Origin of the sequence: Sphingopyxis sp. JAI108 (assembly GCF_013410105.1) — a bacterium.
Lineage (GTDB): Bacteria > Pseudomonadota > Alphaproteobacteria > Sphingomonadales > Sphingomonadaceae > Sphingopyxis > Sphingopyxis chilensis.
In genome coordinates this window covers 2211785-2237246 of record NZ_JACCCJ010000001.1, presented here as the reverse complement: position 1 = coordinate 2237246, position 25462 = coordinate 2211785, and the positions used below count along the sequence as shown (strand labels likewise).

The 25462-nt window shown below is 65.5% G+C and carries 32 protein-coding genes and 1 pseudogene; 18 read left to right on the top strand and 15 right to left on the bottom strand.

What is annotated here, in order from left to right:
* Positions 1–37: 37 nt before the first annotated feature.
* Together asd and HDC29_RS10845 are read right to left on the bottom strand one after the other, a co-directional pair.
* Positions 38–865 (bottom strand): archaetidylserine decarboxylase, encoded by an 828-nt coding sequence (gene asd / locus HDC29_RS10850; protein WP_179497035.1) that lies wholly within the window; start codon positions 863–865, stop codon positions 38–40.
* Positions 866–1063: 198 nt separating this feature from the next.
* Positions 1064–1897 carry a GNAT family N-acetyltransferase gene (locus HDC29_RS10845; RefSeq protein ID WP_257018157.1) on the bottom strand — a complete coding sequence of 278 codons (834 nt, stop codon included), beginning with the start codon at positions 1895–1897 and terminating at the stop codon, positions 1064–1066.
* Positions 1898–2065: 168 nt separating this feature from the next.
* Between HDC29_RS10845 and HDC29_RS10840 the strand changes: the two genes are divergently transcribed.
* Positions 2066–2308 (top strand): KTSC domain-containing protein, encoded by a 243-nt coding sequence (locus HDC29_RS10840; protein ID WP_257018156.1) that lies wholly within the window; start codon positions 2066–2068, stop codon positions 2306–2308.
* A 38-nt stretch (positions 2309–2346) separates the two neighbouring features.
* On the opposite strand, the gene HDC29_RS10835 is transcribed toward HDC29_RS10840, so the two are convergent.
* From HDC29_RS10835 to ligD, 4 genes are all read right to left on the bottom strand, one after another.
* Positions 2347–3228, bottom strand: coding sequence for a Ku protein (locus HDC29_RS10835; protein ID WP_179497033.1), 882 nt, complete (start codon positions 3226–3228; stop codon positions 2347–2349).
* 187 nt (positions 3229–3415) lie between these two features.
* Positions 3416–3793, bottom strand: a complete 378-nt coding sequence (locus tag HDC29_RS10830) for a hypothetical protein (RefSeq protein ID WP_179497031.1) — start codon at positions 3791–3793, stop codon at positions 3416–3418.
* The gene (gene xth, locus HDC29_RS10825; RefSeq protein ID WP_179497030.1) at positions 3790–4593 is read right to left on the bottom strand and encodes an exodeoxyribonuclease III; all 804 of its coding nucleotides are present in this window, start codon (positions 4591–4593) and stop codon (positions 3790–3792) included. The genes HDC29_RS10830 and xth overlap by 4 nt, the downstream gene beginning before the upstream one ends.
* Positions 4590–6473: a DNA ligase D gene (ligD, locus tag HDC29_RS10820; RefSeq protein ID WP_257018155.1), complete on the bottom strand. Its 1884-nt coding sequence runs from the start codon at positions 6471–6473 to the stop codon at positions 4590–4592. Before ligD ends, xth begins: the two co-directional genes overlap by 4 nt.
* A 127-nt stretch (positions 6474–6600) precedes the next feature.
* On the opposite strand from ligD, the gene HDC29_RS10815 reads away from it, so the two are divergent.
* Positions 6601–6864, top strand: a complete 264-nt coding sequence (locus HDC29_RS10815) for a DksA/TraR family C4-type zinc finger protein (RefSeq protein WP_179497026.1) — start codon at positions 6601–6603, stop codon at positions 6862–6864.
* 30 nt (positions 6865–6894) lie between these two features.
* Here the strand turns inward: HDC29_RS10815 and HDC29_RS10810 are convergent, their stop codons facing one another.
* On the bottom strand, positions 6895–7926 hold the full coding sequence (locus HDC29_RS10810; protein ID WP_179497024.1) for a mannose-1-phosphate guanylyltransferase: 1032 nt from the start codon (positions 7924–7926) through the stop codon (positions 6895–6897).
* Between the two features lie 495 nt (positions 7927–8421).
* On the opposite strand from HDC29_RS10810, the gene HDC29_RS10805 reads away from it, so the two are divergent.
* A complete protein-coding gene (locus HDC29_RS10805) occupies positions 8422–8646 on the top strand; it encodes a hypothetical protein (RefSeq protein ID WP_179497022.1) in 225 nt (74 codons plus the stop codon).
* Between the two features lie 37 nt (positions 8647–8683).
* Here HDC29_RS10805 and HDC29_RS10800 read toward each other — a convergent pair whose 3' ends face one another.
* On the bottom strand, positions 8684–8980 hold the full coding sequence (locus tag HDC29_RS10800; RefSeq protein WP_179497020.1) for a plasmid stabilization protein: 297 nt from the start codon (positions 8978–8980) through the stop codon (positions 8684–8686).
* A gap of 231 nt (positions 8981–9211) precedes the next feature.
* Here HDC29_RS10800 and HDC29_RS10795 point away from each other — a divergent pair, with 231 nt between their 5' ends.
* The 3 genes from HDC29_RS10795 (at position 9212) to HDC29_RS10785 (ending at position 11346) form a co-directional block, all read left to right on the top strand.
* Entirely contained in the window at positions 9212–10039 is an 828-nt protein-coding gene (locus HDC29_RS10795; protein WP_373562786.1) for an alpha/beta hydrolase, read from the top strand.
* A gap of 160 nt (positions 10040–10199) precedes the next feature.
* Positions 10200–10991 (top strand): DUF1206 domain-containing protein, encoded by a 792-nt coding sequence (locus HDC29_RS10790; protein ID WP_179497018.1) that lies wholly within the window; start codon positions 10200–10202, stop codon positions 10989–10991.
* A gap of 79 nt (positions 10992–11070) precedes the next feature.
* Positions 11071–11346: a hypothetical protein gene (locus HDC29_RS10785; protein ID WP_179497016.1), complete on the top strand. Its 276-nt coding sequence runs from the start codon at positions 11071–11073 to the stop codon at positions 11344–11346.
* A gap of 296 nt (positions 11347–11642) precedes the next feature.
* Here the strand turns inward: HDC29_RS10785 and HDC29_RS19265 are convergent, their stop codons facing one another.
* Positions 11643–12272 carry a DUF1543 domain-containing protein gene (locus HDC29_RS19265; protein WP_257018154.1) on the bottom strand — a complete coding sequence of 210 codons (630 nt, stop codon included), beginning with the start codon at positions 12270–12272 and terminating at the stop codon, positions 11643–11645.
* Positions 12273–12406: 134 nt separating this feature from the next.
* Positions 12407–12583, bottom strand: a complete 177-nt coding sequence (locus HDC29_RS10770; RefSeq protein ID WP_167346272.1) for a hypothetical protein — start codon at positions 12581–12583, stop codon at positions 12407–12409.
* A 271-nt stretch (positions 12584–12854) separates the two neighbouring features.
* On the opposite strand from HDC29_RS10770, the gene HDC29_RS10765 reads away from it, so the two are divergent.
* From HDC29_RS10765 to HDC29_RS10745, 5 genes are all read left to right on the top strand, one after another.
* Positions 12855–13037, top strand: a complete 183-nt coding sequence (locus tag HDC29_RS10765; RefSeq protein ID WP_179497014.1) for a DUF3606 domain-containing protein — start codon at positions 12855–12857, stop codon at positions 13035–13037.
* An 89-nt stretch (positions 13038–13126) separates the two neighbouring features.
* Positions 13127–13612, top strand: a complete 486-nt coding sequence (locus HDC29_RS10760; protein ID WP_179497012.1) for a hypothetical protein — start codon at positions 13127–13129, stop codon at positions 13610–13612.
* Positions 13612–14094 carry a DUF421 domain-containing protein gene (locus HDC29_RS10755; RefSeq protein ID WP_179497010.1) on the top strand — a complete coding sequence of 161 codons (483 nt, stop codon included), beginning with the start codon at positions 13612–13614 and terminating at the stop codon, positions 14092–14094. The genes HDC29_RS10760 and HDC29_RS10755 overlap by 1 nt, the downstream gene beginning before the upstream one ends.
* A gap of 69 nt (positions 14095–14163) precedes the next feature.
* Positions 14164–14664 (top strand): hemerythrin domain-containing protein, encoded by a 501-nt coding sequence (locus tag HDC29_RS10750; protein ID WP_179497008.1) that lies wholly within the window; start codon positions 14164–14166, stop codon positions 14662–14664.
* A 1-nt stretch (position 14665) separates the two neighbouring features.
* Positions 14666–15151 carry a nicotinamide-nucleotide amidohydrolase family protein gene (locus HDC29_RS10745; RefSeq protein ID WP_179497006.1) on the top strand — a complete coding sequence of 162 codons (486 nt, stop codon included), beginning with the start codon at positions 14666–14668 and terminating at the stop codon, positions 15149–15151.
* 71 nt (positions 15152–15222) lie between these two features.
* Here HDC29_RS10745 and HDC29_RS10740 read toward each other — a convergent pair whose 3' ends face one another.
* The gene (locus HDC29_RS10740) at positions 15223–15417 is read right to left on the bottom strand and encodes a hypothetical protein (RefSeq protein ID WP_179496998.1); all 195 of its coding nucleotides are present in this window, start codon (positions 15415–15417) and stop codon (positions 15223–15225) included.
* 143 nt (positions 15418–15560) lie between these two features.
* Entirely contained in the window at positions 15561–16544 is a 984-nt protein-coding gene (locus HDC29_RS10735; protein WP_179496996.1) for a cation diffusion facilitator family transporter, read from the bottom strand.
* 296 nt (positions 16545–16840) lie between these two features.
* On the opposite strand from HDC29_RS10735, the gene HDC29_RS10730 reads away from it, so the two are divergent.
* The gene (locus HDC29_RS10730; protein WP_179496994.1) at positions 16841–17428 is read left to right on the top strand and encodes a DedA family protein; all 588 of its coding nucleotides are present in this window, start codon (positions 16841–16843) and stop codon (positions 17426–17428) included.
* 18 nt (positions 17429–17446) lie between these two features.
* Here the strand turns inward: HDC29_RS10730 and HDC29_RS10725 are convergent, their stop codons facing one another.
* Positions 17447–18793 (bottom strand): sorbosone dehydrogenase family protein, encoded by a 1347-nt coding sequence (locus HDC29_RS10725; RefSeq protein ID WP_179496991.1) that lies wholly within the window; start codon positions 18791–18793, stop codon positions 17447–17449.
* Positions 18790–19236, bottom strand: coding sequence for a DUF2231 domain-containing protein (locus HDC29_RS10720; RefSeq protein WP_179496989.1), 447 nt, complete (start codon positions 19234–19236; stop codon positions 18790–18792). The genes HDC29_RS10725 and HDC29_RS10720 overlap by 4 nt, the downstream gene beginning before the upstream one ends.
* 91 nt (positions 19237–19327) lie before the next feature.
* Here HDC29_RS10720 and HDC29_RS10715 point away from each other — a divergent pair, with 91 nt between their 5' ends.
* Complete coding sequence (locus tag HDC29_RS10715; protein WP_179496987.1) at positions 19328–20041, top strand: cytochrome c oxidase assembly protein; 714 nt, start codon at positions 19328–19330, stop codon at positions 20039–20041.
* The gene (locus tag HDC29_RS19260; protein ID WP_373562785.1) at positions 20038–20700 is read left to right on the top strand and encodes a cytochrome b; all 663 of its coding nucleotides are present in this window, start codon (positions 20038–20040) and stop codon (positions 20698–20700) included. Before HDC29_RS10715 ends, HDC29_RS19260 begins: the two co-directional genes overlap by 4 nt.
* 25 nt (positions 20701–20725) lie before the next feature.
* Here HDC29_RS19260 and HDC29_RS19440 read toward each other — a convergent pair.
* Positions 20726–21163 (bottom strand): annotated as a pseudogene (locus tag HDC29_RS19440) (cytochrome c); the annotation flags it as partial.
* A gap of 155 nt (positions 21164–21318) precedes the next feature.
* Between HDC29_RS19440 and HDC29_RS10705 the strand changes: the two are divergent.
* From HDC29_RS10705 to HDC29_RS10690, 4 genes are read left to right on the top strand one after another with little or no spacing between them, the layout of a single operon-like run.
* On the top strand, positions 21319–21684 hold the full coding sequence (locus HDC29_RS10705; RefSeq protein ID WP_179496983.1) for a cytochrome c family protein: 366 nt from the start codon (positions 21319–21321) through the stop codon (positions 21682–21684).
* A complete protein-coding gene (gene coxB / locus HDC29_RS10700) occupies positions 21677–22624 on the top strand; it encodes a cytochrome c oxidase subunit II (RefSeq protein WP_179496981.1) in 948 nt (315 codons plus the stop codon). Before HDC29_RS10705 ends, coxB begins: the two co-directional genes overlap by 8 nt.
* Positions 22621–25152: a cbb3-type cytochrome c oxidase subunit I gene (locus HDC29_RS10695; RefSeq protein WP_179496979.1), complete on the top strand. Its 2532-nt coding sequence runs from the start codon at positions 22621–22623 to the stop codon at positions 25150–25152. Before coxB ends, HDC29_RS10695 begins: the two co-directional genes overlap by 4 nt.
* Positions 25149–25439 (top strand): hypothetical protein, encoded by a 291-nt coding sequence (locus tag HDC29_RS10690; protein ID WP_179496977.1) that lies wholly within the window; start codon positions 25149–25151, stop codon positions 25437–25439. Before HDC29_RS10695 ends, HDC29_RS10690 begins: the two co-directional genes overlap by 4 nt.
* Positions 25440–25462: the final 23 nt, after the last annotated feature.

The window sequence follows — 25462 nt, the reverse complement described above, 5'->3', positions numbered from 1 at the left end:
CCTTACCGGCTCGCAAACGGATCGCGCAGCGCGTGCCTCACCCGTAGGGGTGGGTAGGGGAAGCGCTGCCCATGGGCTCGCCGAGCCGCACCGACCGTTCGGGAAACCATTCGGGATTGAAGGCGATCGCCGACTTCTCGAACAGCATCACGATCGTCGAGCCGAGGAGGAAGCGTCCCATTTCCTCGCCCCTGGTAAGGGCAACTTCATGGGGGGCATAGGACCACTCCGCAATCCTGCCGGGTCGCTTCGCGTTCACCACGCCATGCCAGACCGTCGCGATGCTGCCGACGATGGTCGCGCCCACGAGGATCATCGCGAAACGCCCGTGGGATGGAGACTCGAACAGGCATATGACGCGCTCGTTGCGCGCGAAGAGCCCGCGCACTCCGCGCGCCGTGGTCGGGTTGACCGAGAATAACGCCCCTGGGACGTAGATCATGCGCATGAGCTCGCCGTCGCACGGCATGTGCAGCCGGTGATAATCCTTCGGCGAGAGATAGAGATTGGCGAAACTGCCGTCTCGAAAGGTCGCGGCAAGCGCGCTGTCGCCGCCCAGCAGGTCGGCGGTGGTGAAGTGGTGGCCCTTGGCCTGGACGATCTGATGATCGTCGATTGCGCCGAACTGGCTGATGGCGCCATCGACCGGGCAGATGAAATCGGCGTCGGCGAGCGGACGGACGCCGGCCTTCAGCGGGCGGGTGAAGAAGTCGTTGAAGCTTGCATAGCTGCGAATATCGGGATCCTCGGCCTCGCTCAGGTCAACGCCATATCTGGCGACGAACCAGCGGATAAGCCTGGGGGTGTGGCGGCCGGACGACGCGGCGACGCGGCCGGCGAATTCGGTGAGGCGCCGCTTCGGCATCGCGTGCTGGGCAAGAATTTGCAGGCGTTAGAACATATCTCATCCGTTGGTCGATCACGCGAAGATCCTGCGGACCGCATGGAAAAAGGACGTGGCGCGCGGCGCTTCGTTCCCGGGGTAATGCTTTATTGCTATGCCGTACGGCAAGCGTCGCGCGATACAGGGTGCCAGAATGCAAGGAGCTTTGACGGCGCGTGCTCAGTCTCGCCGGGCTTTTTGCAACGATCTGGTCGCGCGCACGAACCGGTAGCTTTTCTGTTCGAATTTGAGAGCTCGGAAGAAGTTGTGGGCGTTGTCGATCATGATGTCGCTCATGACCTCGATCGTGGCACATCCGGCCTTGGCGAGCGCCGCCTCGGCGGCAGCAACGAGCGCCGTTCCGACACCGCTGCGGCGATGATTGCCGTCGACGAGCAGCAGACTCACGCGGCCGACAAGGCCGTGCTGCAGGGTCGGAACGACGGCCCAGGCGCAGCACCCGACCGGCACGCCGACTTCGGCGATAAGAAGTCCGGCCCCCGATTTGCCGATCGCGTCGAAGTTCGCGTCGAGCGAACCGCGCTTGGGCGGATCGGCAAGCTGGGCGAGCAGACGTGAGAGCGCCTTCCTGTCCTTGGCTGTCGCTGGCCGCAGGTTGAGTTCGGGCGCGGGCGGAGCTTCGGGTTCGACGCTCCTCAAGACGGGTTTGGCCCTTGGCGGCGGCGGCGGATCCTGCCGCCTTCGCGATGGCGGCGGCGCGGCGGTCCTTGCGCGGCGGCGGATCGAAGCCGGCTCTTCGGCGGGTGCAGCCGGTTTGCGCGGCTTTTTGGGAGTTTTGGCTTGGGGCTCGCGCTCGGCCGAGAGCTTCCAGCTGTTCGCCGCACCGCCGCGCAAATATTGCGCGACATCGGCCGCGCTCGCCGTGAGACCTTGCTTGCCGATCCCGAGGAGCGGCTTTCCCGCTCCATCGGTGAGGCCGAATTTCCCGAAGTCGCCGACACCGGGGGTGCGCTTACGCGACCGAACGAGTTTCATGCCGCGATGTTCCGCCATGGCGCGGAGCTCGTCGGCTGTCGGCTCGGTCGCCATCGATCAGGGCCGGAAAGGGAGGGCGAGGCGGGGTGGCGGGGCGGGCGGGGCGGGTGGGTTCGCTCGGGTCCGCCGCGCCTGCCCGGCGGCGCGCGGCCGGGAACCCCGGCTTGTGCCACGCGCTCTGTCTGCATGCGCGCGCGCCGCTTCACCCGTTCGACCATGATCGAGCATGTCGCCTATGACGAGGCGGCGGCGGTGCTGGCCGTTACCTTCAGGGGCAGCGGCAAATATCTTTATCATGGCGTCTCCCGCGAAATCTACGAGGGGCTGTGCAGCGCGGCGTCGCTCGGCGCCTTCTTCAACGCGCATATCAAGGATCGTTTCCGGTGCGAGCGCGATCCGGCGCGCAAGCGGTTCGGTCCCGGCGCCTGATCGCCGCAAGGCGGATCGCACGCCTGCGGGGGCGCCGCTCATGCGCGCTTGCGCGCCGCGCTCCTCGCGGGGGCTTTTTTTGCCGGAGCCTTTTTGGCGGGCGCCTTTTTCGCGGCGGATTTCGCCTTGCCGCCGCCGTCGCCGATCGACTTCTTGAGCGCCGCCATCAGGTCGACGACATTCGATCCACTCGGTGCCTTCTCCTCCTTCCCGTCGTCGAGATTGAGCGTCTTGCCCTTCTTCTTGCGCTCGATGAGCTCCTTCAGCGCCTCGACATAGCGATCGTGAAAGTCGGTCGCGTCGAACTTGCCCGTCTTCTTGTCGATCAGCGTCGTCGCGAGATCGAGCAGGTCGTCATCGGGCTCGCTGTCGGCGATATCGCGGAAATAGCTCGCCGCCTTGTTGACCTCGTCGGCATAACGCAGCGTCTCCATGACAAGGCCGCGGCCGCATGCCTTGATGCTCACGACATATTCGCGGCCGCGCATCGCGAGCTGGCCCAGCCCGACCTTGCGGGTGCGGCGGAGCGCTTCGCGCAGGACGATGAAGGCTTCCTCGGCGAGCTCGTCGGCGGGCACGACATAATAGGGCTTCTCGAAATATATCTCGTCGATATCCTCGGCCTCGACGAACTGGGTGAGTTCGAGCGTCTTCTTGCTCTCGAGCTTGACCCCCTCGATCTCCTCGTCGTCGAGCAGAACATATTGGTCCTTCGCATATTGGAAGCCCTTGACGATCTCGTCGAGATCGACCGGGCCGACGCCGGGCACGACCTTTTCATATTTGATGCGTTTGCCCGTCGGCTCGTGAATCTGGTTGAATGCGATCGTCGCCCCGCTCTTTGTCGCCGAATAGACCTCGACCGGGATCGAGACGAGCGCCAGGCGGATCTGGCCTTTCCAATAGGGACGCGCAGCCATCGTCACTCACTCCTTTGACAAGACTCCTTCAATGCGCGCGGTCGCCGAGCGTTCCGCGCGGGCATTCGCAGCGGCGAGAGGATCGGCAACAACCGGACCGGAACGGCAGGCCCCCGATACGGCCGGGCAGCCGCGAGCCTACGCGCCGCCAACGCTCACCGCCGGCGGCCTGGCGTGGCGATGCCTGTCAGGCGCTCCAGCGTGCGGGCGAGAGAGGGATGTCGATCGGTGGATGCACCCGCTGCCACTTCGTCGCTGCAAGCACGTCGTTGCTCTCCTTAGCCTCGCGCCCCGGCGCAAGCGACCAGGTGATATGATAATGGCTGCCATCGCCGCGATCGGTGGTTCCCCCGATGCGGACGATAAGCGCCTGCACGCCCGCGCCGTCGTCGACCTCGCCGATGATCTCGCCCGAGCATGGATCGGGGAGCGGCGTGTCGGCGTCCGTTCCGAAGCGCAGCGTTACATGATCGGCGACCACCTCGGCATAGCGTGGTTCGAACCGGCTGAGCAGTCGCTCGCGCTCGGCGGGCGGAAGCTTCCAGCCAGTGATCGTGCGGGTCATGAAACCTTGCGCTTTCGCTTGCCGGAACCTTCGCCGAGCTCGATCCATGCCGGGGCATGGTCGCTTGTCTTCTCGAGCGCGCGCGGCCGGGTGTCGACGCCGGCGGCCTTGAGCCGCTTCGCCGCGGGCTTGTTGAGCAGCAGATGGTCGATGCGGATGCCGGCGTTGCGCTCGAACGAGCGCCGCCAATAAGCCCAGAAGCTGTAGATGCGCTCATCGGGATGCAGGTGACGGATCGCGTCGGTCCAGCCCTGGCCGAGGATGCGTCGGTAGGCGGCCTTTGCTTCCGGCGCGAAGAGCGCGTCCTTCTTCCAATTCTCGGGCTTGTAGACATCGAGATCGGTCGGGATGACGTTGAAGTCGCCGCAGACGACGACCGGCGCGTCGAGGCAGAAGAGCGTCGCCAGATGCGCCTCTAGGCGCGCCATCCATTGGAGCTTGTAGTCGAACTTCGGGCCCGGCCAGGGATTGCCGTTGGGAAGATAGAGGCCGGCGACGAGGATGCCGCCGACCGCGGCCTCGATATAGCGGCTCTGTTCGTCCGTGGGATCGCCGGGAAGCCCGCGCCGCGTCTCATGGATCTCGCCGACGCGGCTCAGCATCGCGACGCCGTTCCAGCGGCTCTGGCCATGCCAGATCACATCATAGCCCGCATCGCGGATCGCCCTCTCGGGGAAATTCTCCTGCGGCGCCTTCAATTCCTGCAGGCAGACGATGTCGGGCTCGGCAAGCTTGAGCCAATTGAGCAGGATGACAAGCCGCCCGCCAATGCCGTTCACATTATAGGTCGCGATCTTCACAGGTCGGGCAGCATCTGGTCGGCGCGGCCCCAGCCTTGCAGCGCCTTGAGGCTCGCGCGCTTCAGCAGCGCCTTCGCATCGGTGATGCGGAAATGCGACGGCTTGTCGATCGTCTCCATCTCCTTCCAGCTGATGGGTGCGGCGACCGGCGCGCCTTCGCGGGCGCGCGCCGAATAGGGCATGACCGCAGTCGCGCCGCGCTGGTTGCGGAGGTAATCGACGAAGATCCGGCCCTCGCGCTGCGCCTTGGGAAGCGCGGCGGTGAAGCGGCCCGGATCCATCTGCGCGACGGCGCGTGCGAGCCGGTGCGCGAAATCCTTCACCTCGGGCCATTCGGCGCGCGGCACGAGCGGGGCGATCACATGGACGCCCTTGCCGCCGGTAAGCATCGGGAAGGTCTCGAGGCCCATTTGCTGGAGGATATTGCGGAACTGGAAGGCGGCGCTGCGCACCGCCTCGAAGTCTAGGCCGACATCGGGATCGAGATCGAAGACCAGCCGGTCGGCCTTCTCGACATCCTCGATGCGCGCTCCCCAGCCATGAAACTCGATCGTGCCCATCTGGACGCAGGTCATCATCCCCTCGGGCGTGTCCATGTAGAGATAGGGCTGGTCGTCGCCATCCTTTTCCAGAATCGCGACCTGCTTCACCGCATCGCCGAAGCTTCCGGCATCATGCTTCTGGAAGAAGCATTTCTTGGCGCGGCCCCGCGGACAGCGCACGAGGCTGATCGGGCGCGAGCCCGCCCAGGGCAGCATGATCGGGGCGACCGCGGCATAATAGGCCGCGAGCTCGCCCTTGGTGAGCCCGGCCTCGGGATAGATGACGCGGTCCGGATTGCTGATCGGAATGGGCGATGCGCTCGTCGCCTCGGCGACGGAGTCTTCGCTCTCGAGGACGACCGCCTCGGGTTTCTTGTCCTCGCGAAGCCCGAGATAGCTCGGATGGCGTAGCGTGCCTTCGTTGGTCATCTCGGTATAGGCGATCTCGGCGACGAGCTTCGGCTCGATCCAGTGCGCGCCGCGCGTCTCGGCGCGGGGCGCCTTTACCGTCGGCTTCTTTCGCTCGAGCGGCTTCATCATCGCCTTGAGGCGGAACAGCTCCGCTGTATCGAAACCTGTCCCGACCTTTCCGGCGTAGCGCAGCTCGCCCTGCTCATGCACGCCGAGCATGAGCGATCGGAACGAGCGCGGTTTGTCCGAGGGCGTCCAGCCGACGATGACGAACTCCTGCCGCTTGATGCATTTGGCCTTGAGCCAGCTACCCGCGCGCGAGCCGATGTAACGCGCATCGGCCTTCTTCGAGATGACGCCTTCGAGACCCGCAGCGCAGAAGCTCTGCAGAAGCTTCTCGCCGCTGCCCTCAATATGGTCCGAGTAGCGGATATGCTTCGCGGCCTTGGGAAGGATTTTGGCGAGGCGCGCCTTGCGGTCGAGGAGCGGCAGGTCCGCCAGATCCTCGCCGTCGAGCTCGAGCAGGTCGAACGCGAAATAGTCGATGCTTTCCGGTGCGGACTTGAGGGCATTTTGCAGCGACTGGAAGCTCGAGCGGCCGTCGGCACCGAGCACGACGGCTTCGCCATCGATCAGCGCGCTCCGGACCTTGAGCTTCGCCGCTTCGGCGAGCAGTGACGCGAAGCGCGCGGACCAGTCGAGACCCGAGCGCGTATAGGCGCGGGCCTCGCCGCCGCCGACCGCGATCAGCAAACGGTAGCCGTCATACTTCATCTCATGGACCCAGCCGTTCCCTGCGGGGACGCTGTCGACAAGGCTTGCGAGCTGGACCGGACGGAAGGGCGGGAGAGCGGCTGCCTTTCGTCCGCCGCGCGGCGGCGAGGCGGCATGACCTGGGGGTGTCGGTCTGGCGGTCCGTCTGGCCATGGACTCAAGACCATCCGGGCGCGCGATCGTTCCCGCCTGCGGGAGCAACTTGCCCGCGCTCCCACGCGTTCCCATGTTGAACGCGCGGCAAACGACCGGCGTCCGCGATGAGATATGGAGTGCGAAGATGGCCAATGGCTGGGCGCGCGACGGCGCCGTTCAGGAGCAGATCGACGACACGGTGAGCGACGCCGTGAAGGAGGCGCGCCTGCGTCTGCTGTCCGGCACCGGCGCGGACTATTGCGACGATTGCGGCGAGCGGATCCCCGCCGCGCGGCGAAAGGCCTTGCCGGCGAGCCGCACTTGCATCGGATGTCAGTCGATCCGCGACGCCGAACGGCGGCCGGGCGGTTTCAACCGCCGGGGGAGCAAGGACAGCCAGTTGCGCTGATCCGGGCGAATAGAGGCCTTGGCGAGCATGTCACTGGCGCGCCCGGGCTGCAGCCCGGACCTCCTGCGACCGGTCGAGCGCGATGACGAGGATGTCGTCGCCGTCGACGATGACCCCGACATTGTCCAAGCCGACGAGCGATACGCGCTTGCCGGGTGCGCGGACCAGACAATTGTGGCTGTCGTGCGCGAAGAGATCGTCGCGGCAGGCATTGCCGGCGTCGTCGGCGTCGGCGAGCGCGTGCACCGCCTGCCAGCTCCCGAGATCCGACCAGCCCATCGACACGGGGACGACCGCGACGCGCGCGTCCTTTTCCATCACGGCATAGTCGATCGAATCCGATGGTGCCTGCTCGAACGGTTCTCGCGCCGCATGGAGGGCGTCCCCATCGTGCAGCGCATTGGCGACGGCAGCTTCCGCCGCGCGATAGATCGCGGGGCAGTGCGCGAGCATCGCCTCGCGCATGCGGCCCGCCCGGAACAGGAAAATGCCGGCGTTCCAGCTGTAGCCGCCCTCGTGGAGCATCGCTTCGGCTTCGGCGAGCGGCGGCTTTTCGACGAAGCGGTCGACGGCAAAGCCCGTGCTGCCGAGGGGCGCGCCGCTGGCGATATAGCCAAAGCCCGTGTCGGGCCGGTCGGGCGCGACACCGAAGGTGACGAGCCAGTCGCTGCGCGCCAGGTCGGCCGCTTTCGCGATCGCGTCGCGAAAGGCTTGGACATCGGTGATGACATGATCGCTCGGCATCACGAGCAGAAGCGCGTCATCCGCCGCCGAAGCGACAGCGAGCGCGATGGCCGCGGCGGTATTGCGCGCCGCCGGCTCGACGATCAGCCGAAGGTCGCGCCCCTCCGCCTGTTCGCGCACCATGGCGACATGCTCGGCGCCGCACACGATGAGCGGCGCCGAAAAGCCGCGGCCGCTTGCCCTCTCGAGCGTCCGGGCGAACAGGCTCGCCTCGCCGATGATGTCGAGAAACTGTTTTGCACGCGCGCCGCGCGAAGCGGGCCAGAGGCGCGTGCCGGCACCGCCGCAAAGGATGACGGGCTGGATCGTCGCAGACATGGGATCAACTTTCTTGCGGCGCGGAGGGTGCGTTTGGGTACCATCCGTTCTTTGGGAAGGGCGTGCCGGAGCGGGCAGCGGCAGCGCTGTGCGGTAAGGCGGGTGCAGCGTCCACGCCGCTCGCGGCATCCGGCCGAAGCTCCGCATTCGAGCGACGCCTCCTGCCGTTCGCTATGGATGAGGCTCTACCTGTCGCCGCGACCCGATGTGTCGAAGCGGTCCGACTTGTGCAATTCGAGACTGGATGAGCCATGGTCGAGGGAACGCTGGTGGAGGGGGCGAGTTGCCGCTCCTTCTCCCGGAAAGCCCGGAAACCTCGGCCCGATTAACGCAGGTTATATCGATTTCTCGCCTGAGTGGCCAGGTCGCACCCGGTCCTCCGTAGCCGATTGCCGCGGACCTTTTGGAAAGTTGGCCAAGACCGGCTTGTCGCGGCGTGGGCCGGCTCATCGACCGCCGGATGCAGCCCGCCGCGACGCCGGGCGTTGCACAGCCATGAACCAGAGCGACAAATTTCTGATGCAGACCGGTAAGGAACTCCAGTTCGTCTCCGACCTCATCTCGCGCATCGATCAAGGGCTTCTCGATCCCGTAGGCCTCGACCCGGAGGCTGCGGTTCGGCTCCTGCGCGAAGTGGCGGCGGAGCGGAGACGCCTCGTCGATCGTCTGAAAAATTGTGACAAGGACGGTGGAGCGGCTTGGGCCGGGGCACCGGTCTAGGGGGCTCTTGACCCGGTCGCTTGACCCGCTTCAGCCCTTATCCTTTTACATTTCGGCGCCGGGTCTCCCAACCCTTTTTGGTGGCGGCGGACCGCTTCTCGCTGCTTTGACTCGAGCCGCCGATCCGGCCGCCCTTTCGCGAAGATTCATGGGTATCGGGTTTGCCGCGACCGGAGCCCGATTTGTTGCCGCCACCCGACTCCTTGTTCACCGTAGCCCACGCGCGGCTTTCGGCTTCCTTCTTGCCGACGCCCCGCTTCTCATACCCTTCCTCGATATGCTCGGCTTTGCGCTTCTGCTTGTCGGTATAGCTCGATTTGTCGCCGCGGGGCATGACAGCTCTCCATATCCGGCCCCCGTCTTGCTCAACCAACGGGCCCCGGCCGGGTTCCGTCAGGTCGCGGGCACGGTGTCCAAAATCCCCAGAGACAAGTGTCGCCGCATTAGCTGGAAGGTTGCGAAGCTTGGCGATGCGTTGGCAGCGACCGATCCGGCAAATGGCGTCTCCGCTATCGCAATACGGGCGCGCTAAGGGTCAGATGTCCGCGCCCTAAGGGCGAAGCCTGTGGCCGCGGGCGCGCATGCCGCAGCGCGAATCGCCAAGCTGCCAGCGAGCGGGGGGTGGAAATGCGCGGTCGCCTATCTACCTATGCACCTTCGCAATCCCTGCCGCCCGCTGTACCCTGATCGCGGGCCGCTGGCCGGCGCCGAAGCTGAGAGAAGAAACCTGTCCAAGATCGTCAACGGCGCCAGCCTGCAGCCTCGCTCCGGCAGCGCCCCCAAGAACATCGTGTTGTTGCTCCATGGCTTCGGCTCGAGCGGCACCGACATGATCTCGCTCGCGCCGCAATGGCAGGAGGCCCTGCCGGACACGCTGTTTCTTGCGCCGCACGCGCCACAGCGATGTTCGATGATGGGCGCGGGCTACCAATGGTGGGGGCTCTCGGGCTTCGCGCCGTCGGCGCTCGCTGCGGGTGCGGCATCGGCAGCGCCTGCGATCGACGCGTTCATCGACCGGAAGCTCGCGCAATATGGGCTCAGCGAGTCCGATCTTGCCCTGGTGGGATTCAGCCAGGGCACGATGATGGCGCTTCAGGTGGGTCTTCGCCGCCCGCGCCCCGTTGCCGCGATCGTCGGCTACTCGGGCATGCTCGCCGGCGCGGCGGATCTTGCGCATCATCTCCCGTCGAAACCGCCCGTGCTACTGGTACATGGCACAGCCGACCCCGTCGTTCCGATCGCAGCGCTGCACATGTCGGAGAGCCAATTGAAGCGGCTCGGCGTCGAGGTCGAGACCCATATCTCCTACGGTGTCGCGCACAGCGTCGATCCGGTTGGCCTGCGGATCGGCCGTGACTTTGTGGCCGGGGCCTTCGCGAGAAAATCCGGCTGAACCGGCAGACCTCTAACGGGCCTTCGCCGTATGGGCGGCGGCGAGCGCAACGGCGCCTGCCGGGAAAGGAGAGGCCGGGGCCCGCGCCGCGGCTCGGAGTAGCGGGAACTGCGGGGGGCAGCGGGCGTTGGCTTGATGGTCAACCATCGGGACAGGCATCATGAACAGGCTTCGGCGGCTCGAGACATTTGCGCGCACCGGGTGGTTCGCGCGCGGCGTCGTCTATTGCCTGCTTGCCTGGATCGCGCTCAGCGGCTCGTCCGCCGACGACCCCAGCCCTCAAGCCGTGTTTCGCTCGGTCCGGGACATGCCCGCTGGCGCGATCCTGCTCGCCCTTCTCGCGATGGGGCTCGCGCTCTACGGTGGCTACCGCCTCTACGGGGCGGCGCTGGATAGCGAAAACAAGGGGACGGGCGCCAAGGGTATCGCCGTACGCGTGGGTTATGCCGCGAGCGGCATCGCGCATTTCATCCTCGCCTGGGCGGCGCTCCGCCTCGCCTCGGGCAAAGGGGCGGCAGAGGGCCGCGAGAAACAGGCGGCGGCTATGCTGCTCGACTTGCCCCTCGGCGGCCTGCTGCTCGGGCTGGTCGGCGCCGCATTCCTCGCGGCAGCCGCGCAGCAAGCCGTAAAGGCCTGGACCACCGAGTTCGCGAAGGATCTCGATGCGGAAGCACCCGCCTGGGCGGTGCCCGTTGGCCGCGTGGGACTTGCTGCGCGCGCGGTGGTGTTCGCGGTGATCGGCGTCTCGCTCGTGCGCGGCGGCTGGTTCGGCACAGCGGGCGAGGTCAGGGGGCTCGGCGACGCACTCTCGGCGCTGACAGACAATCCGCCGCTCTATCTGCTCGTCGCTGCGGGCCTTTTCCTGTTCGGGGTCCACAGCTTCGTCGAGGCCCGCTGGCGGCGGCTTCGCGACGAGGACATGGTCGCGCGTATCATGGCGGCGAGACGCTGACGATTTTCACCGGGGAGGTTTGAGGAACCCGATGGGCCGCGCCGCGTTAGCTGGGCAGTCATCAACAGGGAGACTTTCGATGAAAAAGCTGTTCGTAACCCTTGCTGCTACCTCGGCCCTTGCGCTCGGCGCCTGCCAGAGCCCCGCCGCCGACAAGGTGGAAGACCAGGCCGAAACAAAGGCGGAAGCGATCGACGATCAGGCCGACGCGATGCCTGAGGGGCCCGCCAAGGAAGCAATGGAGCAGAAGGCCGACGTTGTCGAAGAGCAGGGCGAAGAAAAAGCCAATGCGATGGACGACAACGGCGAGATCGCTCCCTCCGAAACCGGCGTCGGCGACACGCAGAAGAAATAAGACTGCCTTCCCTAAGGGCAGGGTGAAGGGCGCCGGTCACGGCGCCCTTCGTCTATAGGGCGGCAGGATGCCAAACCCTATGCGAATAGCGCGCAAATGCCGGTCTGACGCAGAGTATCGGAATAGCGGCGAACATGCTTGAAGTACTACGACTTGACGGTCATCGCATCGCTGAAATCCGGTCGCGCTAACGCGACGTCGTACCCAATGTTCCGGGGAACCTCAGCCCGCCTCCGTGACATAGCCGCCAAGACTGACATAATAGAGCCGCTCGGGGCTCTCGAACGACTCGGGCCTCAGGATGATGCCGTAGCCATCGGCTGCTCGATCTCGGCCCAGCAGTCGATATGGAGGATGCCGGGCGTGCCCCACCATTGCCGGCGAAGCGCATCATAGGTGTCAGCAATGGTCGGCGCAGCGACGAAGCGCATGTCGTGCAGCTCGATATTGGCGCCAGCCATCTCGCCGCCGATGTAATTGGTGCACAGCTTCATACTGCCGCCTCCTCGGCCTGCGCCTCGGCGATGACCGCGGCCAGCTGCTCGCCCACCACGAGGCCCATCTTGTGCGAGCTTGTGATCCCCGGAGCGCGTCGAAACTGATCGCGGAAATATTCGCCGAGCGCGATGCAGATAGAAGGTGCGTTCGCCGATCATGACGGGATCGACGACGAGATCGACGAGCCGCTCGGGGGCCTGGCGCCGCAGCCAGTCGCACGGCGATTCGGCGACCGGCGGGATTTCGATGCTCGCGATCTTCGCCAGCATGGCGGGGTCGTTCCAGCCCGGCTGATAGGGCGCTCTGCGCCCGGCGCTCGGCTGCGCTTCATAGATGGAAAGCCGGAAAGGGTGGGGGCTTTGCTCAAGCAGCGCGTGCAAGGTGTAGAGGGTGGTCGGGCCAACTCCGAGAAAGGCGATGCGGATCATGCTGCACCAATGCTCCGGGGCCGCTGAAGTTCGGCCAACTTGCTTTGCAGCAATCGAATCTCGCCGCGAAGTGATGCCAAAAAAAGGGGTCCGCGTGAGCGGACCCGAGGGTGCCATCAACCTGGCTGGGAGGATTAGTTTTCGGTGCCGGGGGTACCCGTCTTCGGCGGCTTGCCATCTTCGATACGGCCTTCGTTGCGAAGGTCGCGGCCTTCCTGTGCCTTGCGCTTGGCCTCAGGGGAGTCGCCATTTTCGAAGGCTTCTTCCTTCACATAACCGGCAGCTTCCTTGATCTGTCCCTTGACGCTCATGATGATCTCCATTGGCTGTGGGGTCTGGTTCGAGAAACCCTCTGCGGTGCGAAAAAGTTGCGTGCAGGGCCGCCGATTTATCTTAGCCCCGCCGCGCAACTTTCGCGGTGTCGCAGCGTTTCGCGGCGCGCTCGTGAGACCGAAAGGCGACGCTTAATGTGATATTTGGACGGTCGATTGCGACGCGATTTTGGCCTGTCGCGACGGGCGCCGCTACCGCAACTTTCACATTTGATATGCGTTCGCCCGCTAACATCGACGGGAGACGGGCATGATCCATCAGACGTTCGAAAGTGGCCGGATCGATCGCAGCGAACCCGATGCGATGCGCGCCTGGGCGTGCATTCTCGGGATCAGCCAGTCCGAGATATTGATCGCGGTCGCCGCCGTTGGCGAACATGCCGATGCGGTTCGGACCTACCTTGCCCGGTCGTGGCCGAAGCCGCTCGCTTGACTGGCGGGAGACGTGAAGCAGCGCAGACCCCGGCCGAGGATTGCGGGGCGGGCGCCGCCGGCTCTCGGCCCGACGGGATCAGCGAGACAATGATTTCGGGGCAGCACTGGCACCGCCACGCGAGCCCTATCTCTTTCATCATCCTCGCGGTGATAATCGCCTTGGCGCTGTCGGGCCTCGTCGGCGGGCAGACAAGTCCGCTGCGCAGCGAAGATTTCGGCGCGGCGCGGCTTGAGGTGAAGACGCCCTCGGTCATCCGCAACGGCGAGTTTTTCGAAACCCGCATTCGTATCGAGGCGTCGCAAGATATGTCCGACGCCGTGCTTGCGGTCTCGCCGTCGCTCTGGACCGACATGACCATCAACACGATGATCCCCGCTGCCTCCGAGGAGAGCTTCAAGGGGGGTGCCTATCGCTTTTCCTACGGCGAACTTCGTGCAGGCGAGACACTCGTCGTCAAGATCGACGGGCAGATCAATCCGCCGCTCTTCGCCGGAACCGAGGGTGAGATTGCGCTGTTCGATGGCGAGCGGCGGCTCGGCGGCATGCCGCTCCACATCGAGGTTCTTCCCTGATGGATATCGTCCGCCGCGCGAGCGCGATGTTTTTCCTTCTCTATGCGCTGCTCCGTCTGTTGGGGAAGCGCGAACTCGGGCAGATGACGCCCTTCGAGCTGGTGCTTCTCGTCGTGATGGGCGACCTCATCCAGCAGGGCGTCACGCACAATGATTTCAGCCTGACCGGTGCGCTGCTCGCGATCGTCACCTTTGCCTTCTGGGCGCTCACGCTGAGCTGGGCGACCTATCTCTTTCCCCGACTCAAGAACATGCTCGAAGGTCAACCGCGCGTCGTGGTCAAGCAGGGCGAAATCATTCGCGACAATCTCCACCGCGACCGGCTCACCGCCGACGAAATCGAGTCCGAGATGCGGCTCGCGGGCATCGCCCACCTCTCGGACGTCGAATGGGCGATCCTCGAGCCGCAAGGCAAGATCAGCTTCATCAAGCGATCGGGCGGCGAGGCGCACCAGCGCGACGCCGACGATCGCGCGGTGTGATCGAAGGGTCGGCAACTTTCGGGCTCGCCGCGCGCTGCACAGGGGCGGGGCATGATGATGGAGACTGCCATGAAACCTAGCGAAATCGACACTGACGCGACCCATATCCTCGCCGCCGACCACCGTGCGGTCGAAGCCCTTTTCGAGGAATTCGAGAAGGCCAGCGGGACCGACCGCAAGGCCAAGATCGCCGACCAGATTTGCACCGAGCTCAAGATCCATGCGCAGATCGAGGAAGAGGTCTTCTATCCGGCGCTCAAGGGCAAGATCGACGACGACCTCCTGAAAGAAGCCTATGTCGAACATGACGGCGCCAAGATCCTGATCAACGAGATCGTTGCATCCGGTCCCGCGGACGAGTTCTTCGAGGCGAAGGTTACGGTGCTGTCCGAAGAGATCAAGCATCATGTGAAGGAAGAGGAAAAGCAGCACGACAATATGTTTCAGCAGGCGCGCGCCGCGGACGTCGACCTCGACGCGCTGGGTGAAAGAATGCTTGCCCGGAAGGAAGAACTGAAGCGCCAGGCCGAGACCACGGGGCTGCCCCCCGCCGAACTCGCCACAATGTAGCGTGAGCGCAGCGACGCTGATCGAACGACGCCGTCGCAAGCTGGCCCGGCATCTTGCTGGCAGGACCTTACGGTTCGTGACGGCCGAAAGCTGCACCGGCGGTCAGCTCGCCGCCGTCCTCGCAGCCGACGCTGCGCTCGGTCCCCACCTCGAGCGCGGCTTCGTCGCCTATTCGATCGACGCCAAATGCGAGATGCTCGGTGTTTCCCGGGAGGACGCCGAACGGGCAGCGGCGGTCAATCCCGAGGTTGCGGCGGCGATGGCGACCGGTGCCCTTCGAACGAGCCGCGCCGACCTTGCCATTGCGATAACTGGGTTTTGCGGGCCGCGCGAAGGTCGTGAGGAGGTAGGTCTCGTGTACATCGGCATGGCAAACGTCGACGCCGTGCGGGTCGAGGACTTTCATTTTGGCGACATCGGCCGCAGCAATGTTCTCGATCTTGCGGTCGCCGTCGCGCTCCAGATCATGATCGAGGCTGCATCGTGAGCGGCAGTCGGACTGCCTTGAATGCGACGGTCGGTCAGCGGCTGCTTCTTTCCGCTTTTCCTATTTGCGCTTCAAGGCGGCTGCTTTGTGTGCCGCGCGCTTGCCTTCGGCGGCATCTGCGAGAAATTCAGGCTTCGAGGGCGATGCTGCACATGATGGTCCTTGACGTCCATCGCTCCGGTGATCCTCCGCGCGATCTTGCCCTCGGCGCGCCCGCCGTGACTTATCCAAATCGCCTCCTCACCCTTCTTGGGTTCGTTTTTCATGATCGCACTCCTTCGCAGGAAGAGCCCGCGGCAAAGGTTCCGTCCGGAGAGCCGAACGTGCAAGGGTGAAGGCGTTTTTCTGGCACCGTTCGATGGGCTTGCCCGACGATCCGGCTTCAGTTGTGACCGGGCGCACTCAAAGCCTAGTCCGATCCTTCCGGATCGGCCGCCATTTGCGGGCGCGGCTGGACGAGGGCGTCGGACTGTTTCTCGGGGCGAATATAGATCGAACTGATATCGCTCGACGCCGCCTTGAGCTCGGTCTCGATTGCCTCGATCAGCGTTTCGGCGTCGCCCATGGGGAGAAGGTCCTCGAAATCCGCGCTCACTGCGACAAAGATGGCGTTGGGGGCGGTGTGGATCGTACGCACATGATTGACCGCGGTAATTTCGGGGCGGCGTTCGACGATGGCCCAGATTTGCGCAATCAGTTCGGGGTCGGCCGCCTCGCCGATCAACAGCTCCTTCGCTTCCCTTGCGAGTAGAACGGCGACCGCCCCAAGAATCGCTCCGATGGCCATCGAGGCGAGACCGTCGATCCGTGCGTCGCCGGTGGCATGGCTCAACCAGATGCCGAACGCGGCGATCGCGAGACCGGCGAGCGCAGCGCTGTCCTCGAACAGCACGATGAAGCCCGCCGGGTCTTTGGACCGGCGGACGGCCTTCCACCAGCCGAGGCCGCGTCTCCCTGCGTTGAATTCGCGAACCGCGATCGTCCACGACGCGCCCTCGAGCAGGAACGCGATGCCGAGCACGACATAGTTGATCGTCGGATCGCGCAGCGGCTCGGGATCGCGAAAATGGATCCATCCCTCGTAGACCGAAATGCCGGCGCCAACGGCGAAGATGAGGATCGCGACAACAAATGCCCAGAAATAGAGCTCGCGGCCGTACCCGAACGGGTGGCGACTGTCGGCTGGCCGCTTCGCTTTTCCCTGGCCGTAGAGGAGAAGCATCTGGTTGCCGCTGTCGACGAGCGAATGAACGCCTTCCGAGAGCATCGAGGAGGACCCGCTGATCGCGGCCGCTACGAACTTCGCGACCGCAATGCCGAGATTGGCGAAGAGCGCCCCATAGAGGACGATATTCGCCTTGATATGCGCCGATGGAGATTGCGCCCCCGCCATGTCCGCTCGTTCTACCATCGCGCCGCCACCGTGATGCGCGCGGAGCAAACGGCGAGACTGTCGGGATCAGACGGGGCGGTGATGCAAAGCGTCATGGGAGGGCTACGTCCGGCGCGCGCGCATGTTCCCGCATGCGATCGGTTGCCGTGAAGGCAAATCGCCGGGCCTCGTTGAGATGGACGCCGGCCATTGGCCGCGACGACGACCGACCGTGCGACGATGCGCCGGCATCCATATCGACGATAGCTCGTTGTCAGCAGGCGGCCGGTCGGCCCGCGGATGCCGGGAGAAGCGCCATGACAGACTGGATCACCGACCTCGTCGAGACGATGGGCTATGCCGGGATCGTCCTCCTGATGTTTCTCGAGAATGTCTTCCCGCCGATCCCGTCCGAGGTCATCATGCCGCTCGCGGGTTTCGGCGCCGCCGACGGACGCTACAGCCTGCCGCTGGTGATCGCTGCCGGACTTGCGGGGACCCTGCTCGGAGCGCTTTTTTGGTACATAATCGCGCGCAGGATCGGCGATGAGCGGTTACGCCGCTGGGCCGACCGCCATGGGCGTTGGATCACGCTGAGCGACGACGATATCGCGCGGATCGAGCGCTGGTTCTGCCGCCACGGCACATGGGCGGTGCCGCTCGCCCATCTCATACCCGGTCTTCGGACGCTAATCTCCATTCCCGCCGGCATTTTCGCGATGCCGCCGACGCGCTTCCTGCTGCTGTCGGCGCTCGGTGCCGGCGTCTGGACCGCGGCGCTCGCGGTCTCGGGCTATCTGCTCGCCGAGCGCTTCGAGGGCGTCGAGAAATGGGTCGGTCCCGCGAGCACCGCGATCATGGCGGCGCTCTTCGCTTATTATGTCTGGCGCGTGATCCGCTTCTAGCCGGGCGGCGCCAGCTGATTATTTCTGGCCGGCCGCCGGGGAGACTGGCGATCGCATCGCGAGCGCGCGTGGGCCGGTGACGCGCCACACAGTGTTCGAGAGATCATCGGCGATCCAGAGCGCACCGCGCGCCGGGTCCCAGGTGACGCCGACGGGGCGGCCGCGCGCTTTACCGTCCTTGATGAAGCCGGTCACGAAATCCTTCGGCTTCGCGGCCGGGCGTCCGTTCGCGAAGGGGACGAAGCTCACCTTGTAGCCCGCAAGGGTCTGGCGGTTCCAGCTGCCATGCTCGCCGACGAAGGCGCCCGCCTCATAGCCCGGAAGACCGCCTTCGGTCGCGAAGCTCAGTCCGAGCGGCGCAACGTGCGAGCCTAACGCATAATCGGGCGCGACCGCAGTCCTGACGAGTTCGGGCTTTTGCGGATGGACGCGCGGATCGGGGTGGCGTCCCCAATAGCTGTACGGCCAGCCGTAGAAGGCGCCCTCGCGTACAGAGGTCAGATAATCGGGTACGAGTTCGGCCCCGAGTTCGTCGCGTTCGTTCACCACCGCCCAGAGGGTGTTGGACGAAGGCTCGAGGGCGAGCGCGGTCGGATTGCGTATGCCCGAGACGAAGATGCGGCTCGCGCCGGTCGCGGCGTCGACCTCCCAGATGACGGCGCGATCCTCCTCGACGCTCATTCCACGCTCGCCGATATTGCTGTTCGAACCGATACCCACATAGAGCTTCGTGCCATCGGCGCTCGCCGCAAGCGACTTCGTCCAGTGATGGTTGATGGCCGCCGGGAGCTTGGTGACTTCCTCGCCCTTGCCCCCGATGCTTGTCGCGCCCGGCGTATAGGCGAAGCGAAGCAGGGCGCCCTGGTTGGCGACATAGAGGCTGTTGCCGACGAGCGCGAGGCCATAGGGGGCGTCGAGGTCCTTGATGAAGCTGGTGCGAAGCTCGGGTTTGCCGTCGCCATCCGCGTCGCGAAGCAGGGTGATGCGGTCGCCGCCCTTCACCGACGATTTGCCGAGGCTCTTGATATAGCCCGCGATCACATCCTTGGGCCGGAGTTTCGGCGCATGGCCGCCGGACCCTTCGGCGACAAGGATATCGCCATTGGGAAGTATGAGGATCTGGCGCGGAATTTTGAGGTCGGTCGCGACCGGCGTGATCGTGAAACCCGCGGGAACGGTCGGAAGCTCGCCGTTCCAGCCCGCGGGCCTCGCTATCTTCATTGGGGGGACGAGCGTCTCGTCGATCTTCGGCAGGCTCGGGCTGGCGCCGGTCTGGTCGAGCTTTTCGTCACCTTTGCCGCAGCCTGCGAGCAGCGCCGCCATCGCCGCTACGGCGACGAGGGTGAGAGATGTCGGGCGGGTCATGCGCGGGGCTCCTTGGCGGCGTGGAGAAGCCAGGCAGAGGCAATTGCTGCGAGGGCGGAAACGGCCGAGAGTATCACGCCGGTAGTGCCGACCGAGCTCCACGCATCTTGGCTATGCTTGAAGGCGTTGACGAGCCCCGCGACCCACATGACGAGGATCAGCAGGAAATAGGCGAGGGCGGGCGTGCGCGTCGCGCCCTTCCGCCCCCGGACGAAAGCTATGGCCGCCCATAGCAGCACGGGTGCCCCGAATATGAGCCCGCCCGTGATTAGCCAGGCCGAGAAATTGCTCCACTGCATCTCGGCGCTCTCGACATAGGTGATATCGGAAAGAAGCGCACAGCTGAACAGCGCGAGCGGGAACGCAAGGAGGATGGCGTGCAGCGGGTGGGGGGCACGTCGGCGATAGGCCGGTTCGAGGCGGGGCGATGGGGCCGTTGCCATAAGATCTCCATGCTGGCCCCCGTCTGGACAATGCGCCGAGCGCTCAATGGTTTCCCGGAACCCGCGCATATGGCCCAACGTTGGCAAATCGATGGATACTGCTTCTATTCCCTATTGCGGTCCCGCGCCGATCCCGGCTGACTGGATCATGCACTGGAATCTCGACCCCTGGCTACTGCTGGCGCTGGGCATTGCAGCGCTGATCGCGAGGCGACGGCAGGCCGCCGGCCCATTCTGGTTCGGCTTCGGGCTGATCGCGCTGCTGTTCGTCTCGCCGCTCTGCGCCCTGTCGTCGGCGCTTTTCTCGGTGCGCGTCGCCCATCATATCGTCTTGACCGCGGTTGCGGCTCCGCTGCTTGCGCTCGGTCTGCCGCGGCTTCGGCCGCGCGGCGGCGGCGCTCTCTGGGCGGCTGCGCATATCCTCGCCTTCTGGATCTGGCATGCGCCGGCGCCCTATGCCTTCGCTTTGGCCCATGACGGTGTCTTCTGGCTGATGCAGCTGTCGCTGCTCGCGACCGCACTCGGATTCTGGACGTCGCTCCGATCGGCCTCACCGCCGCTCGCGATCGGTCTCCTGCTGGTCATGATGGTGCAGATGGGGCTGATCGGCGCGCTCATCACCTTCGCTGGCACCCCGCTTTATCTGCCCCATCTGGCGACGACGACGGCCTGGGGGCTGGGGCCGCTCGAAGATCAGCAACTCGCGGGGCTCATCATGTGGGCGCCCGCCGCCGCCCTCTATCTTGGCGCAGCCCTGTGGACCGGGTGGCACCTGCTCGGCGAGCCGCGCCGGGTGGCGGGGTGATCGAGGCGATCCAGGCGTGGGCGGCGCGCTACGCCCACGACAGGCGCTATTCGCCGGTCGGACAGATTTTCCACTGGACGATGGCGGCGCTCATCCTCTTCCAGCTCGGCTGGGGCTGGCGGATGAGCCGCATCGATGCGGGCGGCGATAAAGTGGAAGCCTTTCGGGTTCACGCCGAGCTCGGGCTGCTGATGCTCCTGCTCGCTGCGCTCCGCGCAATCTGGCGGACGATCGTCCCGGGACCGGTTAACGATGCCGACCGTCTCGGCTGGCAGACGGCAGCGGCCTATGTGACGCATATCCTTTTCTACCTCTGCTTTTTCGGCCTGCCGCTCTCGGGCTGGGCGATGTGGTCGGTGGCCGGCGGTGAGCCGCTCGAGATGGGGGGAATTGTGCCGTGGCCGCACATGCCCTTCGACAGTCTGGAAAAGGGCTGGCAGTGGTGGATCCTCGACTGGGCCGAGGGCATCCACGCGCTCCTGATCATCCTCCTGGTCGTGATGATTCCGATGCATGTGGGCGCGGCCCTGAAGCATCATTTCTGGGATCGGCACGACGTGCTGCGGGGGATGTTGCCCGAACTTCCGGAGGACGGGGCGGAAACGACGCCGCATGACGCGACACCGCCTCGAGCTCGGCAGGCGAAAGAAGGCGGCTGACGCGGCGCATCTCGCCCAGCGGATCATTGTTGCGCTTCGCTTCGCGCCATGCGGTAAGCTGGCCCGAGATAAAGGCGGCGGGCTGACCGGCCAGCGGCGGGTTCGCCGCATCGCCGGCGCCGCTCTCGCCATGACATGAGGCGCAAGAGGGAAGGCCGCGGGTGGGATCGCCTATATCGTAGATGCGGGCGCCCGCCGGGTCAGGGGCTGCGACCGGCCACGCCGTCGGCTGCAGCGAAGCATAATAGGCCGACACCTTCGATCTGTCGCCGTCGCCGAGCTTGCGGGCGATCTCGCGCATCGCGGCATGTTCCCGGCGGCCGTTCGCATAATCGTCGAGCTGCCGGTGGAGATATCCTGCATCGAGCCCGGCGAGGCGCGGCGCGTCGCGCCCGTCGCCTTCGCCTTTCAGCCCGTGACAGGTGAAGCAGGCGGCCTTGGCACCCGCGTCCCCGCCGCTCATCGCGATCGTCTCGCCGGTCGCGCGAAAGCGGTCGGGGGGTGCGGGCGCATGGCACGCGGGCAGGAGGAGCAGGAGAAGAGGGGCTTTGCGCACGCATCGGGAACCAATGGCCGCGCGAGGAGGTTCCCGAAGTGGAACGAGGACGGTGAACGGCTATGAAAGGGGGCGCTGCGATTTCGGTGTTGATGCTGCTCGGTGCCTGCGCGCCCGCTCCGGTCGAAACGGCACCCGCCGACTCGGACGCCATCGCGCGTGGCCGTGACGCGGCGGCGCGGCTCGGTTGCGGCGCCTGTCATGCCATGCCCGGAGTTGCCTGGCCGAAAGGGCGCGTGGGACCGCCGCTCGCGGGCTTCGGCGCGCGCCCGCTGATCGCCGGCCGCCTGCCCAATCGCGCCCCGCATCTCGCCGCCTTTGTGCGCGATGCGCCCGCTGAGATGCCGGGCACCGCGATGCCAGCGATACCGATGCGACCATCGGAGGCCGAGGATATCGCCGCCTGGCTGCTGAGCCTCGATGACTGACCGTACGCTTTCTCCCGGCGACTGGCCGCCCGCCGTGCTCGATCCCGCTGGCCCCTATTCGGAGCCGGTGACGCTTCTCGCCTGGGTGCTGCTCGCCGGCGGAACGGTCATTTTGGCGATCGTGCTCGCGGCGCTCTGGATCGCGCTGCGCGGTTCGCCCCGGCTCAAGGCGCGACTCGGCGGCGAGAAAGCGATCTGGATTCTCGGTTTTGCCTTTCCGTCGGTCGTGCTCACGGGCTTGCTCGTCTGGAGCCTGCTGCTGACAAGCTCGCTGTCGCCGACGGCGGCTCCCGAAGGCGCGATGCGCGTCAGGATCATCGGCGAGATGTGGTGGTGGCGGGTCCACTACCAGGATGGCCAGGGCCGCGAGACGTTGCGCGATGCGAACGAACTTCACATCCCCGTCGGAAAGCCCGTCCTCCTCGAACTCGAGGCAGCGGACGTCATCCACAGCTTTTGGGTGCCGCGGCTCGGAGGCAAGATGGACATGATCCCCGGGCGCACCAATCGCCTGCTGATCGAGGCCGATGCCCCGGGCGTCTACAAGGGACAATGCGCCGAATATTGCGGCGGCCCGCACGCGCTGATGGGATTCGTGGTCGTGGCGCACACCCCTGCGGATTTTGCGCGCTGGCAGGCCTCGCGCCGCCCCGCGGGACGCGCCGGCGGCGAGGGGCTTTCCCTTTTTCTCTCGAGCGGCTGCGCCGCCTGCCATACGATCCGCGGGTCGCCCGCGCGCGGGCTCGCGGGTCCCGATCTGACCCATGTCGGCTCGCGCAAGACGCTCGGCGCCGGGATATTGCCCAATAACCCGGGGACGATGGCGGGCTGGGTCGCCAATAGCCAGGCGATCAAGCCTGCAAACCGCATGCCCGCCTACCACCAGTTCAGCGGCGAGGAACTGCAGGCGCTCACCGCCTATCTGGTCGCGCTGAAATGAGGTCTGAAACAGGGTTCGATCCGGCGCTGTACGAGCGTTTTCCAACCAAGGGCGAGCGGCCGAAAGAAGAGGAGGAAGAACTCCGCCGTATCTGGTGCAAGCCCAAGGGCTGGGACTATCTGTTCGCGGTCAACAATAATTATATCGGCATCTACTATCTCGGAACTGCCTTCCTCTTCTTCCTGATGGCGGGCGTACTCCCGCTGCTCATGCGCGCGCAGCTCGCCGCCCCGATGCTCGAAATCCTGCCGCAAGGCACCTATAATCAGGTTTTCACCATGCATGGCACGGTGATGATGTTCCTCTTCGCGGTACCCGCGGTCGAGGCGGCAGGGGTGCTGCTCCTCCCGCAGATGCTCGCGGCGCGCGATCTGCCGTTTCCGCGGCTCTCCGCCTACGCTTTTTGGGCCTATGCCGTGGGCGGACTCTGTTTTTTCGCCTCGATCTTCGTCGGGCTCGCGCCCGACAGCGGCTGGTTCATGTATCCGCCACTGACCTCGAAGGCCTATTCGCCGGGGATCAACACCGATTTCTGGCTGCTCGGCATCGGCTTCATCGAGATCAGCGCGATCGCGGGAGCGATCGAGATCATCGTCGGCGTGTTGCGGACCCGCGCGCCGGGCATGCGCCTCGACAGGATGCCGATCTTCGCCTGGGCGATGCTCGTCTTCGCGGTCATGATCGTCATCGCCTTTCCGAGCATCATCCTCGGCACCTTGCTGCTGGAGATCGAAAGGGCGTTCAACTGGCCCTTCTTCGATGCGACCCGGGGCGGCGACCCTTTACTGTGGCAGCATCTCTTCTGGTTTTTCGGGCACCCCGAAGTCTATATCATCTTCCTTCCCGCTGCCGGGATGATGAGCATGATCGTCGCGACCGTCGCGGGCGAGAAGCTCGTCGGCTACCGGCTGATTGTCCTTGCGATGATCGCGACGGGTTTTATCAGTTTCGGCGTGTGGGCGCATCATATGTTCACCACGGGCATGCCGCCGATGACGACCGGCTTCTTCTCTGCCGCCTCGATGGCGGTCAGCGTACCGGCGGGCATCCAGGTCTTTTCGTGGATCGCGACGCTCGCGATTGGCAAGCCGAAGTTCAACGCACCGGGCCTCTTCGTCATGGGAAGCATCGTTATCTTCGTAACCGGGGGCCTGACCGGCGTGATGGTGGCGATGGTCCCGTTCGACTGGCAGGCGCACGACAGTTATTTCATCGTCGCGCATCTCCATTATGTTCTGATCGGCGGCATGGTCTTTCCGCTTTTTGCCGCCTTCTATTACTGGATCCCGATGGTGAGCCGGCGTGCCTTGTCCGAGCGGCTCGCCAAATGGGTGTTCGGCCTCATGTTCGTGGGCATGAATATCGCCTTCCTGCCGATGCATCTCGCGGGGCTGCAGGGCATGCCGCGCCGCGTCTACACTTATCTGCCGGGGCACGGACTCGAGCTGCCCAATCTGATCTCGACGATCGGCGCCTTCATGCTCGGGCTCGGCGTGCTCCTCTTCCTTGTCGACCTCGCGCGGAACTTCCGGCTCGCGCCGGGCGACGGAAATGCCGGTAACGTCTATGGCGGCGGCACGCTTGAATGGTTGCCGAGCGAACTCTATTCGACACGCTCGATCCCGGTCGTGACGAGCCGCGAGCCCTTGTGGGACGATCCCGCGCTCGCCGATGCGGTAGAGAAGGGGCGCTATTTCCTGCCGCGCTCGGCAACGGGCCGGCGCGAGACGATCATCACGAGCCCGCTGCTTGCCGAGCCCCAATATCTGCAGATCATGCCGGGGCCGTCGCCATGGCCTTTCGCCGCCGCGATCTTCACCGCGGGCTTCTTCCTCGCGCTGACGGTGCAGGCCTATCTATTCGCATGGGTCAGCGGCGTGCTGGCGGTGATCTCTGTGTTGCGCTGGCTTTGGGAAACCGACCGCCCCGTTGAAATCACGGGCGTCGACATCGGGGCCGACATTCGTGTCCCGACCTATGTCACCGGGCCATCGAGCCATGGCTGGTGGGCGATAGTCATCCTGCTGGTCGTGATGGGCATGATCTATCTCATGGCGCTGTTCAGCCTTGCCTTTCTGTCGTCGAACCAGCCTGGCTTCTGGCAGCCGCCGCCGGCCCTCGGCGAGGCGATACCGGTGCTCATGCTCTACGCTGCGGCTATCGGGGTCGCGCTCACGGCGCGCGCGGCTCTCCAGCGCTCGTCCCTCTGGTCGGTGATAGCGCTTCTGGCCTCCGCGGCGGCATCGAGTGCCGCGCTCGGTCTGGACTATGGCAGCTGGTCGGGCAGCGGGATTGGTCCGACCGTAAGCGGGCAGGGCGCCGCCGCTTATGCGCTGCTCGCTCTTCAAGCCTGCGCCGCGGCGATCGGCATGTTGATGGCGCTCTATTGCTCCGCACGCGGGGTGCGGGGCCTCGTCGCGCAGCCCGGAAACAACAGCATCGATCTCGCAATGCTTTTCCTCGTCTACACTGCGGCGCAGGGGGCCACCGGCGCGCTCGTCTCGCGCCTGGTCGGCGCGGGCGGATGAAGAGCTGGCTCATCATGATGGGCGGTCTCATCCTGTGGGCCGTGCATTTTTTCCTTCTCTACCTACTTGCCGAGTTCGGGGGCGGCGCGAGCGGCGTGCGCGTCGCGGCATCGCTCGGTACCTTGGCCATTCTCGGCGCCATGGCATGGCTGGGCGTCACCGTGGTGCGGGTCGTTCCGCAAAATGCCTTTGGCCGCTGGCGCCGTCGCGCCGGATTGCTGGCACTGGCGTTCGGGGGGTTCGGTATCGTCCTGCAATATTTGCCGGTCGTACTTATCGATCGCTAGGACGGAGGGGGGCGAGGTCCGCG

Excerpts from the sequence above, each read along its gene's own strand:
- asd (WP_179497035.1), bottom strand. The coding sequence starts at position 865 with ATGCCGAAGCGGCGCCTCACCGAATTCGCCGGCCGCGTCGCCGCGTCG.
- HDC29_RS10845 (WP_257018157.1), bottom strand. The coding sequence starts at position 1,897 with ATGGCGGAACATCGCGGCATGAAACTCGTTCGGTCGCGTAAGCGCACC.
- HDC29_RS10840 (WP_257018156.1), top strand. The coding sequence starts at position 2,066 with ATGCGCGCGCGCCGCTTCACCCGTTCGACCATGATCGAGCATGTCGCC.
- HDC29_RS10835 (WP_179497033.1), bottom strand. The coding sequence starts at position 3,228 with ATGGCTGCGCGTCCCTATTGGAAAGGCCAGATCCGCCTGGCGCTCGTC.
- HDC29_RS10830 (WP_179497031.1), bottom strand. The coding sequence starts at position 3,793 with ATGACCCGCACGATCACTGGCTGGAAGCTTCCGCCCGCCGAGCGCGAG.
- ligD (WP_257018155.1), bottom strand. The coding sequence starts at position 6,473 with ATGGCCAGACGGACCGCCAGACCGACACCCCCAGGTCATGCCGCCTCG.
- HDC29_RS10815 (WP_179497026.1), top strand. The coding sequence starts at position 6,601 with ATGGCCAATGGCTGGGCGCGCGACGGCGCCGTTCAGGAGCAGATCGAC.
- HDC29_RS10810 (WP_179497024.1), bottom strand. The coding sequence starts at position 7,926 with ATGTCTGCGACGATCCAGCCCGTCATCCTTTGCGGCGGTGCCGGCACG.
- HDC29_RS10805 (WP_179497022.1), top strand. The coding sequence starts at position 8,422 with ATGAACCAGAGCGACAAATTTCTGATGCAGACCGGTAAGGAACTCCAG.
- HDC29_RS10800 (WP_179497020.1), bottom strand. The coding sequence starts at position 8,980 with ATGCCCCGCGGCGACAAATCGAGCTATACCGACAAGCAGAAGCGCAAA.
- HDC29_RS10790 (WP_179497018.1), top strand. The coding sequence starts at position 10,200 with ATGAACAGGCTTCGGCGGCTCGAGACATTTGCGCGCACCGGGTGGTTC.
- HDC29_RS10785 (WP_179497016.1), top strand. The coding sequence starts at position 11,071 with ATGAAAAAGCTGTTCGTAACCCTTGCTGCTACCTCGGCCCTTGCGCTC.
- HDC29_RS19265 (WP_257018154.1), bottom strand. The coding sequence starts at position 12,272 with ATGATCCGCATCGCCTTTCTCGGAGTTGGCCCGACCACCCTCTACACC.
- HDC29_RS10770 (WP_167346272.1), bottom strand. The coding sequence starts at position 12,583 with ATGAGCGTCAAGGGACAGATCAAGGAAGCTGCCGGTTATGTGAAGGAA.
- HDC29_RS10765 (WP_179497014.1), top strand. The coding sequence starts at position 12,855 with ATGATCCATCAGACGTTCGAAAGTGGCCGGATCGATCGCAGCGAACCC.
- HDC29_RS10760 (WP_179497012.1), top strand. The coding sequence starts at position 13,127 with ATGATTTCGGGGCAGCACTGGCACCGCCACGCGAGCCCTATCTCTTTC.
- HDC29_RS10755 (WP_179497010.1), top strand. The coding sequence starts at position 13,612 with ATGGATATCGTCCGCCGCGCGAGCGCGATGTTTTTCCTTCTCTATGCG.
- HDC29_RS10750 (WP_179497008.1), top strand. The coding sequence starts at position 14,164 with ATGAAACCTAGCGAAATCGACACTGACGCGACCCATATCCTCGCCGCC.
- HDC29_RS10740 (WP_179496998.1), bottom strand. The coding sequence starts at position 15,417 with ATGAAAAACGAACCCAAGAAGGGTGAGGAGGCGATTTGGATAAGTCAC.
- HDC29_RS10735 (WP_179496996.1), bottom strand. The coding sequence starts at position 16,544 with ATGGCGGGGGCGCAATCTCCATCGGCGCATATCAAGGCGAATATCGTC.
- HDC29_RS10730 (WP_179496994.1), top strand. The coding sequence starts at position 16,841 with ATGACAGACTGGATCACCGACCTCGTCGAGACGATGGGCTATGCCGGG.
- HDC29_RS10725 (WP_179496991.1), bottom strand. The coding sequence starts at position 18,793 with ATGACCCGCCCGACATCTCTCACCCTCGTCGCCGTAGCGGCGATGGCG.
- HDC29_RS10720 (WP_179496989.1), bottom strand. The coding sequence starts at position 19,236 with ATGGCAACGGCCCCATCGCCCCGCCTCGAACCGGCCTATCGCCGACGT.
- HDC29_RS10715 (WP_179496987.1), top strand. The coding sequence starts at position 19,328 with ATGGATACTGCTTCTATTCCCTATTGCGGTCCCGCGCCGATCCCGGCT.
- HDC29_RS10705 (WP_179496983.1), top strand. The coding sequence starts at position 21,319 with ATGAAAGGGGGCGCTGCGATTTCGGTGTTGATGCTGCTCGGTGCCTGC.
- coxB (WP_179496981.1), top strand. The coding sequence starts at position 21,677 with ATGACTGACCGTACGCTTTCTCCCGGCGACTGGCCGCCCGCCGTGCTC.
- HDC29_RS10695 (WP_179496979.1), top strand. The coding sequence starts at position 22,621 with ATGAGGTCTGAAACAGGGTTCGATCCGGCGCTGTACGAGCGTTTTCCA.
- HDC29_RS10690 (WP_179496977.1), top strand. The coding sequence starts at position 25,149 with ATGAAGAGCTGGCTCATCATGATGGGCGGTCTCATCCTGTGGGCCGTG.